This window comes from Halalkalibaculum sp. DA384 (genome assembly GCF_043951955.1).
Lineage (GTDB): Bacteria > Bacteroidota > Rhodothermia > Balneolales > Balneolaceae > JAMQKA01.
The window spans coordinates 26351-44683 of sequence record NZ_JBINJE010000019.1 but is presented as its reverse complement, the minus strand read 5'-3'; the positions used below and the strand labels follow the sequence as shown (position 1 = coordinate 44683).

The window sequence follows — 18333 nt, the reverse complement described above, 5'->3', positions numbered from 1 at the left end:
GATTTTATCGGGTTTACTTAACTAATTTAAGGTCAATAATTAGCGTGAACGCAATAATAGGCATCGGCTGTATGGAATCAAAATAATTAATAGATGCCCGTCGGGACCCCTTTACATGTACGAAGAAAACAGAACGAGCAAGATTTTGAGTTATTTTATTTGGAACGGCAAGTAGAATAAATCGGGTTAAAATTCTTGCCGCCGCTGCTCCATAAAATCGCTGAAAGGTTGAAATCGGCCCGCTTGCCTGTCTGCTTAAAATTGGTTAAAAAGGAATTTACGCGGGAACCATGTAATCGATAATAATTATCACATGCCATCAACAACATCGGGTAAAAATGAACTCTTTTCCTCGAAGCTGGGACTTATCCTGAGTGTACTGGGCATTGCCGTTGGCACCGGTAACATCTGGCGATTCCCGCGGATTGCGGCGCAAAATGGGGGTCAGGAGGGGGCAGGGGCGTTTCTTATTGCGTGGGTCTGTTTTCTGTTCCTGTTTTCTATTCCGCTTATTATTGCTGAATACGGAATTGGGCGGCACGGGCGCAAAGGGGTTATAGGTTCATTTGTGAATCTTGTGGGAGAAAGATTTGGCTGGATGGGAGGATTTATCGGCTTTGTGGCTACCGCAATCATGTTCTATTACAGCGTTGTCGCCGGGTGGTGCCTGTACTACCTGATTGCCTCCATCACCGCGGGTCTGCCCGAGACAATGGTCCATGCCGACATGATGTGGGAGGGGTTCCAGGACTCCCTGCTGCCCCTGGTGATGCATGCTCTTATGATCACCGGCGGAGGGTATGTGGTAGTAAAGGGGATTGCATCAATCGAGCGAATAAATAAAGTTTTAATCCCCTCATTGCTTTTGGTACTCATTGTTTCTCTGGTACGATCCCTGATGCTGCCGGGCAGCGAAGCCGGTCTGCAATATCTTTTTACGCCCGACTGGTCTACTCTGGGCAAACCAGAACTGTGGCTGGAGGCTCTCACGCAAAATGCGTGGGATACCGGGGCCGCCTGGGGACTTATCCTAACCTATGCCGCCTACATGCGAAAGCGGGATGATATCACGGTCAGCGCCTTTCAGACAGGGATCGGGAACAACCTCGTTTCGCTGGTGGCCGCCGTTATCATATTTACAACGGTTTTTGGTACGCTCTCACCCCAGATGACCAACGGGGAGATTCTCAATGTGATGAAAACCTCGGGTCCGGCTTCCACCGGGCTGACGTTTATCTGGATGCCACAGCTCTTTTTCAAGATGCCGGCGGGAACTGTTTTTGCCATATTGTTCTTTCTGGGACTCACTTTTGCGGCCTTCAGCTCGCTGATCTCCATGATTGAGCTGGCCAGCCGTGTTCTGGTTGACCTGGGATTGCAGAGAACCAAAGCAACGGTTGCGGTATGCACGACGGGATTTTTGTTTGGTTTGCCCTCGGCTATCTCGGTCGATTTCCTTGCAAACCAGGATTTTGTCTGGGGAGTCGGACTGATGGTTTCCGGGGCGTTTATGTCATTTGCCATCATAAAATTTGATCCTGCAAAATTTCGCAATACCCTGGTCAATACCGACAACAGGAGATACACGCTGGGGGCATGGTGGGAGGTGGTTATCAAATATGTGGTACCGGTAGAGGTGGTATCCCTGCTGGTATGGTGGATCTATTTGAGCGCTTCAACATATGCTCCCGAGAGCTGGTACAATCCACTTAGCTCATTTTCTGTTGCTACCGTTGTCCTGCAGTGGGGCGTCGCCATGGGATTACTCTGGTTTTATAACAAGAAATTATCCCGGAGGTCAAAATAAAGACAAATTACGCCCGGTGGTATGGATTCTTTCCCTCTTATAGAAACAAACAGAATTCGCCTGAGAAAGCCCAACGCTGGGGATATCCCATGCATTACAAAATACGCTAATCATCTCCGTATTTCAGAGATGACGCTCAGTATTCCCTATCCATACAGGGAAAAAGATGCAATATCGTGGGTGCATATGGCCAACAAGGGCTTTGAAGATCGATCAAAGTATCTGTTTGCAATCTGCAAACTGGCCGATGACGCCTTCATTGGTGCAGCGGGATTGGAAGTTAACCCCCGGTTTAACCGTGCAGAGCTGGGATTTTGGATCGGTGTTCCATTCTGGGGAAACGGATACGCTACTGAGGCCGTGGGAGCGATACTAGAATTTGGATTTAATGAAATAAACCTTAATAAAATTTACGCGATCCACCTGGTAAAGAATCCCGCTTCAGGACGGGTAATGACTAAAAACGGGATGGTTAAAGAGGGCACGCTTGCAGACCATATTAAAAAAGGCGACCGGTATTGTACCGTCCTTCAATACCGCCTGACCAAGAGCGAATACACCAGAAAGTAGCAGTACGAATTTGATAGACAAAATCAGTTTCAGGAACTTAATTCAGTGGCTTAAGTATAGTAAAAACAGTATAATACAAGCCTGAAAAGAGCACTTCTTTTACCACTAATCATATCCACATATCATGAAAAAGGAAGTTGGTTTACTAATACTATGTATGGTAACGATTTCTTCTGTTGTTTTTTATAGCTGTACAGAAGAGGGCACCAGTCGCAATGAACTGGCAGACCTTGCCAAAGCCGCGTTTGTTTCGCTGGATAGCAAGGTAGACAAGGGAACAGCCGTCACGTTTCAATATGACACTGAACCCTCCACCGAGCCGCTGGCTCCGCTGTTTGATAATCTGGGTGATCACCATTACCCGGTTTCCACGAATAACGACCTGGCCCAGGCCTATTTTGACCAGGGGTTAAAGCTTGCTTATGCCTTTAACCACGCGGAGGCCCACCGTTCCTTTACCGAAGCGGCCCGGCTGGACCCCGGCCTTGCGATGGCGCACTGGGGACAGGCGTATGCATTGGGACCCAATATTAATGATCCCTTCCCGGATGATCAGCGCAAAACCAACGCCTACCACGCCATCCAGCAGGCGATCGCCCTGATCGACAAGGCCAATGAAAAGGAACAGGCGCTGATTTTGGCCCTGGCAGAGCGGACCAGTCCCGAGCTGCAGTCCGACCTCCATACCCTGAACATGGCCTACATGCAGGCGATGCGGGAGGTCGCCGAATCTTACCCGGAAGATCCCGACCTGCTTACTCTTTTTGCGGAGTCGGTGATGAATACCATGCCCTGGAACTATTGGGATAACGAGGGAAACCCCAACCCCGGTACACTTGAGGCAAAGGAGGCCCTGGAAACCGCGATCAAACTGAATCCGCGTCACCCCGGCGCTCATCATTTTTACATTCACATGGTCGAACTTCCGCAGCCGGAATTGGCCGTGTCCAGTGCCGAAGTGCTGGGCGGATTGATGCCCGCCGCGGGTCACCTGGTGCATATGCCGTCACACATTTTTATCAGGGTGGGCCGCTATGAAGATGCGGCAAAAGCCAACATTGCAGCCATCGCTGCTGACGAAGATTACATTTCGCAGTGTTACTCCCAGGGAATGTACCCGCTTGGCTATTTCCCGCATAATATCCACTTTTTATGGTCGGCCGCAAGCTTTCTGGGAAACAGTGAAACCGCAATTGAAGCAGCCCGGAAAACAGCTGAGAAGGTCCCGGTTGGCATGCTCAATACGCTGGCGTTCTTGCAGGATTACTATTCCACACCGCTATTGGCTTACCTTCGTTTCGGAAGGTGGAATGATATTCTGACAATTCCCGATCCCAGCCCCTACAAGCACAACTTGGTTGTTTGGCACTACGCGCGGGGCGTCGCTTTTGTCCGGAAGGGAAATATAAAAGAAGCAGAAGAGGAGCTGAGGGCTCTTAACATGTTGATGGAGGATCCCGAGCTGGAGTCACTGGTGGCAAATTACACCAATCCCACATCGAGCATAGTAAAAGTGGCCCAGCGTGTGGTAGCTGGTGAAATTGAAGCAGCCACCGGAAATTATGATGAGGCGATTCGGTTGCTTGAGGAGGGAGTTGAGTTCGAAGATATGCTTGTGTATAGCGAACCTGCTGCCTGGCACATCCCCGTTCGACAGACGCTGGGAGCCGTGCTGCTGAAAGCAGGACGGGCCGCCGACGCTGAGCAGGTGTATCGAGAGGACCTTGATAAACTGAAGAATAACGGCTGGTCTCTCATGGGACTTTACCAAAGCCTGAAAGCACAAAACAGGGATGAGGAAGCCCAAAAAGTCAAACAGGAATTTGACCGCGCCTGGGCCCAGGCCGATATTGACATAGCCTCATCCGTACTCTAAGCAATGAAATTTCATTCTAAAAGAGGACCTGCCCGGGATTACAACCCGGAACCCGGGCAGGATCCATTACATTGCTATACTGCAAATGTTGAGGAGACAATAAGCACACTTCCATTCACAAGACACCTAAATCCGGGATAAACCCTGCTCGACAGACTTTCATACAGGTGCCGCAGTATTGGGTTTTGATTCAAAAAATGTAATACATTTGGTAATCCAAACTCGCTAACACAGTTATTTTATCTATACTATGACAAATAAATACACACGTCGCAGCTTTTTAGAAAACATTACATCCGCAACAGTTGTAGCAATGGGGATGGGATCAATGCTCTGGAGCTCCCGTGGCACCCCGGATGTCCAAGCTTCTGATATCGGCCTGCCTGACGGAGCAACGATCCTGTTCCAGGGTGATTCCATTACCGATGCGGGGCGAGAGAGGGAGAATGATGCTCCCAACCATCCCGGGGCCCTCGGGCACGGGTATGCATTCCTTGCAGCAGCCGAACTTCGTTACGCGATGGCGGCAAAAAAATTACGGTGTTACAACCGGGGCATCAGCGGGAATAAAGTTTTTCAGCTGGCTGACCGCTGGCAGGAAGACTGCCTGGACCTAAAGCCGGACCTGGTGAGCATTTTGATCGGCGTGAACGATTTTTGGCATACCCTGAACGACTACGACGGAACAGTAGAAATCTATGAAAATGACTTAAAAGCTCTTCTGGAACGAACTAAACAGGATCTGCCGAATGTGACATTGGTTATCGGTGAGCCTTTTGTTGTGGACGAGGGCACAGCCGTGGATGACCGCTGGTTCCCCGACTTCAGCGCATACCAGCAGGTGGCACGTCAGGTGGCCGACCAGTTTGGGGCGGCATTCATCCCTTACCAGCAGGTCTTCGACTCCGCATCCAGCCAGGTGGAACCTGTCTACTGGACTGCCGACGGCGTTCATCCTACAATGGCGGGCGCTGAATTGATGGCCCAGGCGTGGCTGGAGACGGTAAAGAGGCTTTAAGGCCTTCTTATTTGGTTTGAAACGCGTTTACCGGTTAAATCTCCCATTTTTATTTCGAAGAATGATACCCGGACTATTGTCCTGTGAGTAAATTCTCCTTCCTCCTTCTCCAGAGGAACTCGCTGCTCAAGCCTCGTTAAAGAAGCAAGCAGGAAAAAGTCTCTCTGGAACTGGCGGGGAAATGAATCGAAACCGGGGATCTGATTTGTCTCCATCCAGTAAAGTACAAGTTTTGGCAGGTAGTGAATGAAAGGGATCTTCACAGGACTGCTATTTTGTTGGAGGTGGTTTTACCACCGACCTTATTACCCTTTAAGCGGGAGTAGAATTCCCTGAGAACGAGGAACTAACCCGGATTTATCACCGAGAAATTTGTTTTTCAGCAAGGCAAAGGGCCGTGCAGGCGTACGTTGGTACGTTGAGCCGGTGATTTGTCCTTCAACGCAGCTGAAAGGCCACTTTCGCCGCCTATCACAGACTGTAATGATAATTGGGCAGTAAGAAATGGGATAAGTTATGGTCATCCATGAAGTTACATGATGTTTATCCAACATACTCGTGAGAAATCCGGGCTAAGGGTTTGCATTGGTCCTCTTAACGGCTCTCTTGGAATGCCCGCTGTCAAAACGTAATGCTCATCCCTTCCTGGATATCATGAGCTACACAGAAGCCACCGTTGACCTCTACCACATATTTGGCCGGTTCTTCTGACACAAAATTGTTTTCAGTAAACGGCTGGGTGTTGTGATGGATACGGACAATCTCCATTTTCTCGTTAATAAAAATAATATCCAGAGAAAGCGGGGTGTTTGCCATCCAAAAGCTGCGCGGCTCTTCGTTGTCAAAGATGAACAGCATGCCCTTGTTTTTCGGCAACTGGTTTACATCCATTAAACCGGCGCTGCGTTCAGCGTCATTGTCGGCCACGGCCACATCAACGGTGACAATGGATTCGCCTGATGAGCTCAGAAAGGTAACCTGACGGGTATAATCGAGGGTACGTCCCCGTTGTTGAGATTCGTTTGAACGGTCCGACTTTTGGGACTGGCATCCCAGCATCAGTAAAGGAAACAGAAGCAGAGGCATTTTTTTGAGGACGGGCGGGCAGAAAGACCGCATCCTGCTGATCAAGCTAATAATCATGGCGGTGTATCAGTCGTATTTTGAATTCATTTAAAACATATTGGGTGCATTAATCCGGATAATCAGAAGGTCCCTGTGCTGCTACTTAACAGGAGAGAAATAGATGGTTTTTTGCACATCACCTATCTCATACCTGTCACCTTAAAAGTGTTCCGTATTTTTCATTTCGTTGGCAACAAGGGTTGAGATGATCCGGAATTCAGCACCCCTTGTAAAGGCGGACTTTGCAAAGCTCCCGAACCGGGGCAATCTAAAATGAGAGAAAATCCTGACCTTTTCATCCGTATAGTATACTAACTGAAATTCAGCAATTCACTAATTCAGAGTACGTCTTACAGCTAACGAGGTGTACAAATTAGCTATTCCCGGCCCTAAATCAATAAAAAATATTCAGGGATGATTTAAACAGGCTTTGCACCTGTCAAGAGACCTTTGTAAACCCGTTGTTTCCCAATTCCGGTATTTTCGCATATTCGAAATTCTTATTTATGAGGCATAAACTGCGATTTCGAATGCGCTCGGGCTGTGGTATTGTACAAAATCCTGATTTTCCAAAGCATTCTGTCAAAATTGAAGCCGGGGTTAGAGTGGAGCAGGAAGATTAAATGGTTGTGCGACGCAGATATCCCGGCAATTTGTATATATGGAAGCTTGTTGCCACCCCCGGCCCCGGTTTTGGCTCTGCGGTTTAAACCGCGGGCCCGGAGCTCGACTGAAATCACTTTTGGCAGAATTGCTGAGATCCTTCAGTATTGAGGCGGAGCGGCCAGGTGGGGTCGTAGTTGTAATTTAGCCATTTTCAGGGTATCTTACGTTCCATTTAAGTGAGCGCCGGGAGGTTCTCACTTTTTTTTGTACTTAAAGCTCGAAGAACGGTGACAAACGAGGTTATTGCACAACTGAAAGAGTTGGCCCAGTCGGTTCTTGAAAGAACCGATTTCTTTTTGGTGGATGCCGAGGTAAAAGGCGGAAATGAAACCATAATCTGGGTCTATATTGATGCCGAAGATCGCGGTGTCAATATGGATGAGTGCGCAGAAATAAGTAACGAACTGAGTTTTTTACTGGATGCACACGAACTTATAAATGGAAAGTATCGCCTGAATGTCTCTTCCCCCGGGTTGAGCCGCCCGTTGACGGATCGGCGCCAGTATCCCAAAAACAGGGGAAGAAAGGCACGGATTAAATACAAATCAGATGGAGAATACCGTAAGGTGGAAGGGATTCTCCGGGAAATTGATGAAACATCTATTTTTGTTGAGAAAGAAGATGGCTCAACCCAGGCCATCGGGTTTGATCAACTGGTAGAAACCAAGATCATTCCATCGATTAATTAGAGATTAGAGTGAGGAGCTAAATACATGGACAACGATATTTCAAAACAGATTGTACAGTCATTTGCCGAGATCGCAAAAGATAAAGATATCGACAAGGATCTTTTGCTCTCCATCCTGGAAGATGTATTCCGGACCATGATTCGGAAAAAATACAATGAGAATGATGACGCGTTCGAGGTGATCATCAACGCCGACCGAGGCGATATCCAGATTCTTCACATCCGCGAGGTGGTGCCCAGGGAGGAGTTCACCAACGAAGTTACCGAAATCACTCTTGAAGAGGCTCAAAAACACGATCCAGATCTCGAACTCTATGATGAGTTTGCCCAGGAAATTTCAATCCAGGACTTCGGCCGCCGGGCGGTAATGATGGCCCGCCAGCAGCTGGCCCAGCGGATCCGGGAGATTGAAAAGGACAATATTTTTGAGGAGTACAGCGATCGGGTCGGAGAAATTGTGCTCGGTGACGTATACCAGGTGCGCAACAAGGAGATCCTGGTCAATCACAACGGGGTGGAGCTGGTGCTTCCCAAAAGTGAACAGATTTACAAAGACCGGTACCGCAAGGGAGATACGATCCGGGCGGTGGTCAAGGAGGTTCGTCGGCAGGGAGGAACCCCGGCGGTTATTATTTCCCGAACATCCCCGCTGTTTTTGGAGCGCCTGTTTGAAAATGAGATTCCGGAAGTATATGACGGAATAATTGAGCTGGTGGAGATCGCCCGCGAGCCCGGAGACCGTTCAAAAGTGGCGGTGCGCTCGCACGACGAACGGGTTGACCCGGTGGGCGCCTGCGTGGGCATGAAGGGGATCCGGATCCATGCGATCGTCCGCGAGTTGCAAAATGAGAATATTGATGTGATAAATTATACTGACGACAAGCACGAATTCATCAAGCGGGCCCTGCAGCCGGCCAAGGTTCTGCGTGTGGAATTAAGCTCCGACGGCTCGCACGCTGATGTTCTGGTGCCGGCCGACGAGGTGTCGAAGGCGATCGGCAAGGGGGGCGTTAACATAAGGCTGGCTTCCAAACTGACCGACACAGAAATTGATGTCTACCGTGAAGTGGAAGAGGAGGATGACATCGATCTGCAGGAATTTGAAATCGACTTTGGTCCGCAGGTGATCGAATTGCTCCACGATATCGGATGCGATACCGCCCGTGCCGTACTTGAACTGGACGAGGAGGAGATTGTCCGGCGCACGGAGGGAAAAATAAATGAACAGGAGGCCGAGCGTATTATTGATATTATCGCCTATGAGTTTGAAGATGAGGAATAGCCTGTAACTCTCCCTCGTCGGTATTTGAAAACAGGTGAATACTTTTTTCTAAATTACTTTAAATACACTTTATATCTGAATATCTTACGGAGCTACTCAGGTATATCGATAAAATATTTTTATGACCAAAAACAACAAGCCAAAAAAGCTTTTTAAAGTAGCCTCGGAATTTAATGTGTCTACGCAGTCTATCGTAGATACGCTCAGGGAAGAGGACTTTAAAGTTGACAACAAGCCAAACTTCAAAATCACCTCTGAAATGTACGAGGTGTTGATAGAGGTGTATGGGGCCGACAAGGAACGCAGCAGGGAGCATGAAAAAGCGCGAGAGGCGTATGAAAGCCGGCGTGAGCAGATTAAGGCCAGCCGGAATGAAAGCGTTTCCATCGAGGATTTTCTCGAACCTATTGACGAAGACCTTCCGCTTGAACCTGAAGATGAAGAAGTTGAAGAGGAGCCGATAGCCGGTCTCAAGCCTCAAGACGACGATGAGGAGCAGGAGGACGTTGAAGCGGTTCAGGAAGAAGCAGACGAAGATATTGAAGAGGAGAAGGTCGAGGCCCGATCCGGCCAGCCCGATGATGAAAAAGAGCAGGAAGAGGGTAAGGCTGAATCTGAAGTCCAGGAGACTGCAAAAGAAGAGGAGAAAGAGGATAAAACGGAAGCCGAGCCTGCCGAAGAAGTGTCGGCCAAAGAACTGGAAGAAAAAGAAGAGAAGCCTGAAAAAACGGTCGCTGAAGATCAAAAGCCTGAAATAACAGCAGCCGAAGACGAAGATGAAGATACCGGCGATGAAGATGATGAAACTGATACGGAAGCTGAGGCCGGCGATCAGGACGAGGACGAGTATGATGAAGAGTACGACGAGGATGAAGATGAAAGTGAAGAAGAGGAGGACGAGGAGGAAGACGAAGAGGGAATAATACGAGGCCGGGCGGGTCGGCTGAAAGGAACGCGGGTCGTTGGAAAAGTAAACCTGGGTTCCAAGAGCTCTGGCAAGCGCAGGAAAAAAAGGAAGCGCAAAAAAGACCGTTACGATGATGACGATGAGTCATCCAAAGGGCGTAAGGACAAGAAAAAGAAGAAGGATAAGAAGAGTAAAAAGAAGAGAAGCCGTCGCAGAGATCGCGTTGATGAGGACGATGTAGAGAAGAAGCTGCGCGAGACCATGCAGAAGATGAAATCCTCCGAAACGGTAGGCAGTAAACGGCAGAAGAGACGTCGTCAACGCCGCGAGGAGCGTGAGGAGGAAGAACAGCTGCAGGCCGAACTTGAAGAGCTGGAAGCGGACACAATTGAAGTTACCGAATTTGTTACCGTAAGTGATCTTGCCGACCTGCTGGGAGTAAAAGCAAATGACGTGATCACCACCTGCATGAATCTCGGCATGATGGTCTCTATCAACCAGCGCCTGGATGCCAGCACCATTGAACTTGTCGCCGAAGAGTATGACAAGGAAGTGGAGTTTGTCGACGCCGATGAGATGATCGAAGAAATTGAACTTGAAGAGGATGACCCGGAAGATCTTGAACCCCGGGCTCCCATTATTACCGTGATGGGGCATGTCGATCACGGTAAAACTTCGCTGCTCGATTATATCCGGAAGGCCAAGGTGGCCGAAGGCGAGGCCGGCGGTATTACCCAGCACGTGGGTGCCTACGAAATTCAGACTGATGACGGGCGCAAGATCACCTTCCTGGATACGCCGGGTCACGAGGCCTTTACCGCGATGCGATCTCGCGGGGCGCAAGCCACCGACATTGTTATTCTTGTTGTTGCGGCGGACGATGCCGTGATGCCGCAGACGATCGAGGCTATTAACCATGCGAAAGCGGCTGGTGTATCTATCATTGTCGCTATCAACAAAATGGATAAACCGGGGGCCAATCCAGATAAGATCAAGCAGCAGCTGGCAGAACATGATGTGATTGTCGAGGAATACGGCGGTACCAACCAGGCGGCACTGGTGTCAGCCAAAACCGGCGAAGGCATCGACGACCTGCTGGAGAAGGTACTCATCGAAGCTGAGCTGATGGAGCTGAAAGCAAACCCGGATCGCCGGGCTGATGGCGTGGTTCTGGAATCCAGGGTCGACAAAGGAAAAGGAACAGTGGCCAACGTCCTGATACAAAACGGCACCCTCAATGTGGGGGATCCGTTCATTGCCGGGCCCTGCTTCGGTCGTGTACGCGCCATGGAAGATGAGCACGGAGCGCGCGTGGAGCATGCCGGTCCTTCTACCCCTATCCAGTTGATGGGCTTTGATGACATCCCGCAGGCCGGGGATAAGCTGGTGGCTACGAAGGATGAAAAAACAGCAAAAGAGATCGCCAATCAGCGCCAGCAGATCAAGCGGGAGCAGGAGCTTCGCAAGACCAAACATCTTACGCTCGACGACTTGTCGCGGCGAATGGCGCTTGGCGAGGTTTCTGAACTCAACATTATTATCAAGGCTGACGTGGACGGTTCTATTGAAGCGCTCTCCGGGTCCCTCCAAAAATTGAGTACCGAAGAGGTGGGAATCAATATTATCCATACCGGGGCGGGCGCTATTACCGAATCTGATGTTCTGCTCGCCTCCGCTTCCGATGCTATTATCATTGGATTCCAGGTGCGGCCAACCTCGAATGCACGCAGTGTTGCCGAACAGGAAGAGATCGACATCAGGCTGTTCAGCGTTATCTATGATGCCGTTGAAGAAGTCAAGGATGCGATGGAAGGGCTGTTGTCGCCTGAAATTTCTGAAAAACTTGTCGGAAATGCTGAGGTCCGGGAAATCTTTAAAGTCTCCAGCGTCGGAACCATCGCAGGCTGTTACGTAACCGATGGCAAGATTGTCAGAAACAACCCGGTGCGGATTGTTCGTGACGGTGTCGTTATCTATGACGGTGAGATCGACTCGCTTAAGCGATTTAAGGAAGATGTAAAAGAGGTGCAGACCGGCTATGAGTGCGGTATCAGCATCGTCAACTACAACGATCTTAAGGTCGGAGACGTCATCGAAAACTACGCGGTTGTCGAAGAGAAACGAACCTTGGAAGATGCCCGCAAAAGCAGCTGATCGGTGCAGGGTCCGGGTTTTACCCCACGGATAAGCTTTTCTAAAAAAAATAAATTCACCAATGAGTATTCGAACTGAACGGCTGGGAGCGGTAATACAACGTGATCTCGGGAATATCATTCAACGGCAGTACCAGAAACCCGGCACGTTTATCACGGTTACAGCCGTACGTATGACGGAAGACCTGATGATAGCCAAAGTGTTTATCAGTATTTATGCGCCCGGGCGGGATGAGGATGCGATCTACCATCATCTTGAGGAACACCTGCCGGCCATACGGAAGGAACTGGCATCGAAAATTCGCCACCAGGTTCGTAAAATTCCGGAACTGAATTTTGTGAAAGATGAAACCGCCGACTATGTAAACAAAATGGAGAATCTGTTTGAAAAAATTCGACGTGAGCGCGAGCAACGTAATAATGATCAACAGGAATAGGGGTCATGGGCAGAGGTATTCCGCTTTCCAAGCTCACCTTTTTTTCAAAATCTAATCCTCCCACCTCGTCCTATCATTATAATTCCGGGGCTGCTTTTCTTGTCAATAAGCCGAAAGGGTGGACCAGTTTCGATGTGGTTAAATATCTACGCAAAGCGCTGGATGTTAAAAAGGTCGGCCACGCCGGTACCCTCGATCCGATGGCAACGGGTTTGCTGATTGTGTGCTGTGGCAAGGCGACCAAAAGTATTCAGCAGCTGCAGCGCCTGGAAAAAGTGTATACCGCTGAGATCACTTTCGGTGGCTCTACCCCCAGTTACGATGCTGAAACCGATATCGAAAAAACGGCACCGTACGAACATATTACCCGGCAGCGCATCGAGAAAATACTCCAAACTCATTTTTCAGGCACCATCGAGCAGGTCCCCCCGATGTATTCGGCTCTCAAGTACGGGGGAAAGCCGCTCTACGAGCTGGCCAGGGAGGGAAAAGAGGTGAAACGCCATGCCCGGCAGGTCACGATCCATCAAACCGAAATCCTCGACTTCAATCTTCCGGTGCTGAAACTGAGAATTCGGTGTGGAAAGGGGACCTACATCCGCTCAATGGCTCACGATCTGGGCATCTACCTGGAGAGTCTGGCGTACCTTTCCGCACTGGAACGAACAGCTATCGGCGACTATTCAAATAGCGATGCACTTACAATTGATGAACTTGGCAACATGGAATTATCATAACTATGGCAGAACTCGTATTCCTGGAAAATGTGGAACGTGATCTAAATTCGGTGGTAACCGTGGGTACTTTTGACGGGGTGCATAAAGGCCACCGGGTTCTTATGGAGACCGTCCTGAAGAAGGCCGAAAAAAGAAACGCCCGCAGTGTTATCGTGACCTTTGACCCGCATCCGAGAGAAATCATAAGTCCCGGCGAAAAGGGAATCAAGCTTTTGACGACGCTTCAGGAACGCCGCGAGATACTGGAGGACCTGGGCATCGACAAGATGGTCGTCATTCCATTTGACCGCGATTTTTCCCTGCTGAGTTCCGAAGAATTTGTTGAAGATATTGTCTACAAGAAGATCGGAGTAGGAGAATTCGTCATCGGTTATGATCACCATTTTGGCCGCAACCGGGAGGGAACCATTGAGACCATCGAAAAATTGGGTAACCGGCTCGGTTTCGATGCCTATGTAGTCTCCAAACAGGAGGTCGGCGATAAAACGGTAAGCAGCACGGCCATACGGCGCGCTATCAGCGAGGATGGGGACATAGAGCTGGCGACGGACCTTCTGGGACGCTATTATATGCTGAATGGCACCGTAATCCACGGAGACAAGCGCGGGAAAGAGATCGGCTATCCCACCGCGAATATAAAGCCGGAGCATCCCAACAAGATCATTCCGAGAGACGGGGTTTACGCCGTAAAAGTGCGCGTGGAGGGAACGTGGTATGGCGGAATGATGAACATCGGGACCCGTCCCACATTCAACGGGGAGGATAAACGAACCCTTGAGGTCAATATTTTTGAATTTGACAAGGAGATCTACGGCAAGACCATCCAGATACGGTTTGTAAAGCGGATCAGGAATGAAACAAAATTCAACGGGGTGGAGGAATTAATAACCCAGCTTGGAAAGGACAAGGAACAATCGATTGCCATATTAAAGAATGCCTGAAATATTGCAAACGATCTGTATATAGTTTATCTTTGTTGGCTAATATTGAGGTAAAAGTATCTATCCTTAACGACTGAATAATTAAGAATTACTAGCAGATGTCAATAACGAAAGAACGAAAAGAAGAGATTATAGAAAAGTTCGGCGGTTCCAAGGAGAATACGGGCTCAACCGAAGCGCAAATTGCCGTATTCACTGAACGAATCAGCCAACTGACCGAGCACCTGAAAGAGAATGAGCAGGATCACGCCTCCAGACGTGGATTGCTTCAGATGGTGGGAAAGCGGCGTCGCCTGCTTAACTACCTGAAAAAGAAGGATATTGAAAAGTATCGTGAGCTAATCAGCGAACTTGGACTCAGAAAATAATTTTCTTCAAAGCCGGGGCACGTTGTTTCAACGTGCCTTTTTTCTATGTATGGCCAGCAACTATATATGGTTTTGCCCCGGCGGCAGGTTAGAAAAGGCCTTTAAACATGTTAGTTTGAATTTTTGACGCAGATAAAATTATGGAACAAAAAGTAAAAAATATTGAGTTTGCACCCGGTAAGACACTGTCAATAGAGACAGGCCGCTTAGCCAAACAGGCAGATGGTGCAGTTGTAGTACGTATGGGCGACACAATGGTCTTGTGTACCGCTGTAAGTGCCAAGGAAGCAAAACCGGGACAGGACTTTTTCCCGCTAACGGTTGATCTCCGGGAGAGCTTCTCGGCCGGCGGACGATTTCCCGGTGGATTTATCAAACGCGAGGGGCGGCCTTCAGACAAGGAGATCCTGTCCAGCCGACTGATCGATCGCTCTATTCGCCCCCTGTTTCCCAATGGGTATTACAATGAAACCCAGATTATCTGTACGGTAATCTCCTCAGATGGCGAAAATGATGGTGACGTGCTTGGTGCGGTAGGAGCTTCGGCAGCACTGCATATTTCCGACATCCCGTTTGAAGGCGGGCCCATGGCGGAAGTGAGAGTAGGCCGCATCGACGGAGAGTTTGTCATCAATCCCACGATCTCCGAACTGGAAGAAAGTGACATCGACATGATCGTTGGCGGTACAGCCGACAGCGTTATTATGATGGAGGGGGAGATGGAGGAGATCTCCGAGGCGGAAATGCTCGAAGCGATCAAAGCCGGGCATGAAGCTATTCAAAAATTGTGCGAGTTCCAGGAACAGCTGCGCGAGGAGTTTGGCGTACCCAAGCGTTCGTTTGAGCCGGAAGAGGTCGATGAAGAGCTCAAGAACAGGGTTTGCGAACTGGCTCAGCCGGAAATTCACGATATCGTCACCACCGGACTTGGAAAAGAGGAGTACAGCGACCGGCTGAAGGCGGTTAAAGATGAAACGGTTGACAAGCTGGTGGAAGAAGATGAAGAGCTGGCCGAAGAGGAAGATACGATCCGCAATATCTGCAAGGATATTGAAAAAGAGGAACTCCGCGGACTGATACTAAATGAAAAACGCAGAATTGACGGTCGCAGCCCGGAAGATATCCGCGATATTTGGACGGAAGTGGGATATATGGCCCGAACACATGGTTCGGCGATCTTTACACGGGGAGAGACCCAGTCGCTGGTTTCGGTAACCCTGGGCAGCAAGAAAGATGAGCAGGCCGTAGATACGCTGTTTAACGAAGAGGCCAAACATTTCTTCCTGCATTACAATTTTCCCCCGTTCAGCGTGGGTGAAACGGCATTTCTGCGGGGACCGGGACGGCGTGAAATCGGCCACGGTCACCTTGCAGAGCGCGCATTAAAGAAAATGATGCCCTCGTTTGATGAATTTGGCTATGTCATCCGCGTAATATCTGACATTCTCGAATCCAACGGTTCCTCGTCGATGGCCTCTGTTTGTGGCGGCTCGATGGCCCTGATGGATGCGGGTGTACCTATCAAAAAGCCGGTGGCCGGCATCGCCATGGGAATGATCGTTGGGGATGATGATAATGCGGTTGTTCTCTCTGATATTCGTGGTGAAGAGGACTTTATGGGCGATATGGACTTTAAAACGGCAGGGACCCACGAGGGGATTACTGCCACTCAAATGGATATGAAGGTGCAGGGCATCTCATTTGAAGTACTCGAGCGTGCACTGGAGCAAGCGCGGGTTGGACGCCTCCATATTCTGGATAAAATGAGTGAGACCATCAGCGAACCCCGCGAGCAGCTTTCGCGCTTTGCACCGCAACTGCTCAAAATGGAGATCGATGCCGATGACATCGGGGCCGTTATTGGGCCGGGAGGCAAAGTGATTCAGGGTCTGCAGCGCGAAACCGACACGGAAATTCACGTGGAGGAAGATGAAGAGCGCGGCAAGGGACTGATTACCATCTCCGCCGACAGCCTTGAGAAGGCCGAGACCTGCCAGAAACGTATCAAGGAGATCCTCGGTGACCTCGAAGAGGGAGCTATTTACCACGGTACGGTGAAGGCGATCAAAGATTACGGCGCTTTTGTTGAGATTGTACCTGGAAAAGATGGGCTGCTTCATGTCTCTGAGATCAATCACTCTCATGTCAAAAATGTAAGTGATGTGCTTTCTGTCGGTGACGAGCTCGACGTAAAGCTGCTCAAAGTAGAACGGGGCGGTAAACTCAGACTGTCCAGGAAAGCACTGATTCCTGAAAACGGCGATGAAGAGTAAGCTTTTTGTTTAGTTAATTTCACACCTAAAACGGATGCCGTTCTTTCTGATCTCAGAAAGAACGGCTTTTTTTATAAATTAAATGCCACTGCACAGACGGTAAATCATTAAAAAAACAGAGTAGAGAATAAGTAGAGATTTATTATGACCTCAATGCGCAATGTGAATGAAATTGATTTTGTTGAAAAAACAGATCTTGATAACGGCCTGACGATCGTTACTGAAAATATCGAAAGCGTAAAAAGCGTTACTGCCGGCATCTGGGTCAAAACGGGGAGCAGAAACGAGACCGCCGCCCAGGCGGGGATTACCCATTTTTTGGAGCATATGCTGTTCAAAGGTACGGAAAGCCGCTCTTCGTATGATATAGCGATGAGCATGGAATCGGTGGGCGGGTATCTGAATGCATTCACCTCATCAGAATATACCTGCTACTATGCCCGATGTCTGAATACGAAGCTTGATCGCGCCCTGGATGTTCTTGCCGATATGGTACTTCATCCCACATTTCCAAAAGAGGAGATTGAAAAAGAAAAAAAAGTAGTCATCGAGGAGATGAAAATGTACCGCGACAGCCCGGATGACTACCTCTTTGAGGAGTTCAGTGGAAGCGTGTTCAAGGATCACCCGCTCGGGCGGCCGGTGATCGGCTATGAAGACACCGTATCAAGTTTTGACCGCAGCGACTTGTACGATTATATGGATGACCGGTACCAGCCGTGGAATCTGCTGGTGGCAGTTGCCGGCAACGTGGAGCACGAACGGGTGGTGGATGAGGTGAGCCGGTACTTCGGGGAGTTACCGGCACGCGAGAAAAAGGAGCAGGAGCAACCCCTGAATGAGTATGAACCACAGCGGCAGACCTATACCAAGCCTATCGAGCAAACCCACCTGATTGTGGGGCGAAGAGGCCTGGATTTCGATCACCGCGACAAATACCGGCTGCTGCTGGCCAATACCGTGCTGGGAGGGGGGATGAGCTCCCGGCTGCACCAGAATATTCGTGAAAAGTTTGGCTACTGCTACTCAATCAACACGTTTAACCAGTCCTACAAGGATACCGGGTTGTTTGGAATCTATGTGGGAACCGACCTGGAATATGTGAATCACGTACGCGAATTAATCGATAAAGAGCTCCGGAAATTACAGGAGGATACCATCGGCGGACAGGAGATGCAGGAAGCCAAGGCGCAGTTGAAGGGAAAGCTGGTGCTGTCGCTGGAAAGTACGAGCAACAGGATGTCTCGGTTGGCGAAAAGCGAACTGTATTATAACCGTTATATCACAATCGATGAGCTGATCGCGGAGATCGACCAGGTGGAAGCGGGGGAGATCAAAGCTTTTGCAGAAAATTTCTTTAATACAGAACTCTATTCTGAAGCGTTGCTAATACCTGAAGGTGCAGATTGATGGAGGATACCTTATAGCCGGATAATTCGCAATTGATTGGGTGCTCTGAAAAATGCTGTTTTTGTGAATCCCGGG

Annotated in this window: 15 protein-coding genes; 13 read left to right on the top strand and 2 right to left on the bottom strand. The window is 49.3% G+C overall.

The features are described 5' to 3' along the window. Positions 1 to 313 precede the first annotated feature (313 nt). The 4 genes from ACG2E4_RS11785 to ACG2E4_RS11770 all read left to right on the top strand — a co-directional run bounded on the left by ACG2E4_RS11785 (position 314) and on the right by ACG2E4_RS11770 (position 5271). A complete protein-coding gene (locus ACG2E4_RS11785; protein ID WP_395261437.1) occupies positions 314 to 1807 on the top strand; it encodes a sodium-dependent transporter in 1494 nt (497 codons plus the stop codon). Positions 1808 to 1828: 21 nt separating this feature from the next. Continuing rightward, positions 1829 to 2377, top strand: coding sequence for a GNAT family N-acetyltransferase (locus tag ACG2E4_RS11780; RefSeq protein WP_395276683.1), 549 nt, complete (start codon positions 1829 to 1831; stop codon positions 2375 to 2377). A gap of 124 nt (positions 2378 to 2501) precedes the next feature. Beyond that, positions 2502 to 4253: a hypothetical protein gene (locus ACG2E4_RS11775; RefSeq protein ID WP_395276682.1), complete on the top strand. Its 1752-nt coding sequence runs from the start codon at positions 2502 to 2504 to the stop codon at positions 4251 to 4253. 250 nt (positions 4254 to 4503) lie between these two features. Then, on the top strand, positions 4504 to 5271 hold the full coding sequence (locus ACG2E4_RS11770) for an SGNH/GDSL hydrolase family protein (protein WP_395276681.1): 768 nt from the start codon (positions 4504 to 4506) through the stop codon (positions 5269 to 5271). Here the strand turns inward: ACG2E4_RS11770 and ACG2E4_RS11765 are convergent. Both ACG2E4_RS11765 and ACG2E4_RS11760 read right to left on the bottom strand, forming a co-directional pair. Continuing rightward, positions 5268 to 5486: a hypothetical protein gene (locus ACG2E4_RS11765; protein ID WP_395261441.1), complete on the bottom strand. Its 219-nt coding sequence runs from the start codon at positions 5484 to 5486 to the stop codon at positions 5268 to 5270. The two genes, ACG2E4_RS11770 and ACG2E4_RS11765, sit on opposite strands and share 4 nt — an antisense overlap. A gap of 406 nt (positions 5487 to 5892) precedes the next feature. After that, on the bottom strand, positions 5893 to 6414 hold the full coding sequence (locus ACG2E4_RS11760) for a DUF192 domain-containing protein (RefSeq protein ID WP_395276680.1): 522 nt from the start codon (positions 6412 to 6414) through the stop codon (positions 5893 to 5895). 875 nt (positions 6415 to 7289) lie between these two features. Between ACG2E4_RS11760 and rimP the strand changes: the two genes are divergently transcribed. The 9 genes from rimP to ACG2E4_RS11715 all read left to right on the top strand — a co-directional run bounded on the left by rimP (position 7290) and on the right by ACG2E4_RS11715 (position 18258). Next, complete coding sequence (gene rimP, locus ACG2E4_RS11755; RefSeq protein ID WP_395276679.1) at positions 7290 to 7751, top strand: ribosome maturation factor RimP; 462 nt, start codon at positions 7290 to 7292, stop codon at positions 7749 to 7751. A 24-nt stretch (positions 7752 to 7775) separates the two neighbouring features. Continuing rightward, positions 7776 to 9032, top strand: coding sequence for a transcription termination factor NusA (nusA, locus tag ACG2E4_RS11750; protein ID WP_395261444.1), 1257 nt, complete (start codon positions 7776 to 7778; stop codon positions 9030 to 9032). Positions 9033 to 9153: 121 nt separating this feature from the next. Then, positions 9154 to 12093, top strand: coding sequence for a translation initiation factor IF-2 (gene infB / locus ACG2E4_RS11745; RefSeq protein WP_395276678.1), 2940 nt, complete (start codon positions 9154 to 9156; stop codon positions 12091 to 12093). A gap of 61 nt (positions 12094 to 12154) precedes the next feature. Next, the gene (gene rbfA, locus ACG2E4_RS11740) at positions 12155 to 12529 is read left to right on the top strand and encodes a 30S ribosome-binding factor RbfA (RefSeq protein ID WP_395261446.1); all 375 of its coding nucleotides are present in this window, start codon (positions 12155 to 12157) and stop codon (positions 12527 to 12529) included. Between the two features lie 5 nt (positions 12530 to 12534). Further along, on the top strand, positions 12535 to 13266 hold the full coding sequence (gene truB, locus ACG2E4_RS11735; protein WP_395261447.1) for a tRNA pseudouridine(55) synthase TruB: 732 nt from the start codon (positions 12535 to 12537) through the stop codon (positions 13264 to 13266). Positions 13267 to 13268: 2 nt separating this feature from the next. Next, complete coding sequence (locus ACG2E4_RS11730; RefSeq protein WP_395261448.1) at positions 13269 to 14207, top strand: bifunctional riboflavin kinase/FAD synthetase; 939 nt, start codon at positions 13269 to 13271, stop codon at positions 14205 to 14207. 98 nt (positions 14208 to 14305) lie between these two features. After that, the gene (rpsO, locus tag ACG2E4_RS11725; protein ID WP_395261449.1) at positions 14306 to 14575 is read left to right on the top strand and encodes a 30S ribosomal protein S15; all 270 of its coding nucleotides are present in this window, start codon (positions 14306 to 14308) and stop codon (positions 14573 to 14575) included. 140 nt (positions 14576 to 14715) lie between these two features. Beyond that, the gene (gene pnp / locus ACG2E4_RS11720) at positions 14716 to 16848 is read left to right on the top strand and encodes a polyribonucleotide nucleotidyltransferase (protein ID WP_395276677.1); all 2133 of its coding nucleotides are present in this window, start codon (positions 14716 to 14718) and stop codon (positions 16846 to 16848) included. A 144-nt stretch (positions 16849 to 16992) separates the two neighbouring features. Continuing rightward, positions 16993 to 18258: a M16 family metallopeptidase gene (locus ACG2E4_RS11715; RefSeq protein ID WP_395276676.1), complete on the top strand. Its 1266-nt coding sequence runs from the start codon at positions 16993 to 16995 to the stop codon at positions 18256 to 18258. The last annotated feature ends 75 nt before the right edge of the window (positions 18259 to 18333 follow it).

Bases quoted from the DNA above. Each gene is read 5' to 3' on its own strand.
- rbfA (WP_395261446.1), top strand. From the start codon at position 12,155: ATGAGTATTCGAACTGAACGGCTGGGAGCGGTAATACAACGTGATCTC.
- ACG2E4_RS11780 (WP_395276683.1), top strand. From the start codon at position 1,829: ATGGATTCTTTCCCTCTTATAGAAACAAACAGAATTCGCCTGAGAAAG.
- ACG2E4_RS11760 (WP_395276680.1), bottom strand. From the start codon at position 6,414: ATGATTATTAGCTTGATCAGCAGGATGCGGTCTTTCTGCCCGCCCGTC.
- ACG2E4_RS11775 (WP_395276682.1), top strand. From the start codon at position 2,502: ATGAAAAAGGAAGTTGGTTTACTAATACTATGTATGGTAACGATTTCT.
- ACG2E4_RS11730 (WP_395261448.1), top strand. From the start codon at position 13,269: ATGGCAGAACTCGTATTCCTGGAAAATGTGGAACGTGATCTAAATTCG.
- ACG2E4_RS11785 (WP_395261437.1), top strand. From the start codon at position 314: ATGCCATCAACAACATCGGGTAAAAATGAACTCTTTTCCTCGAAGCTG.
- pnp (WP_395276677.1), top strand. From the start codon at position 14,716: ATGGAACAAAAAGTAAAAAATATTGAGTTTGCACCCGGTAAGACACTG.
- ACG2E4_RS11715 (WP_395276676.1), top strand. From the start codon at position 16,993: ATGACCTCAATGCGCAATGTGAATGAAATTGATTTTGTTGAAAAAACA.
- truB (WP_395261447.1), top strand. From the start codon at position 12,535: ATGGGCAGAGGTATTCCGCTTTCCAAGCTCACCTTTTTTTCAAAATCT.
- rpsO (WP_395261449.1), top strand. From the start codon at position 14,306: ATGTCAATAACGAAAGAACGAAAAGAAGAGATTATAGAAAAGTTCGGC.
- infB (WP_395276678.1), top strand. From the start codon at position 9,154: ATGACCAAAAACAACAAGCCAAAAAAGCTTTTTAAAGTAGCCTCGGAA.
- ACG2E4_RS11770 (WP_395276681.1), top strand. From the start codon at position 4,504: ATGACAAATAAATACACACGTCGCAGCTTTTTAGAAAACATTACATCC.
- nusA (WP_395261444.1), top strand. From the start codon at position 7,776: ATGGACAACGATATTTCAAAACAGATTGTACAGTCATTTGCCGAGATC.
- ACG2E4_RS11765 (WP_395261441.1), bottom strand. From the start codon at position 5,486: ATGGAGACAAATCAGATCCCCGGTTTCGATTCATTTCCCCGCCAGTTC.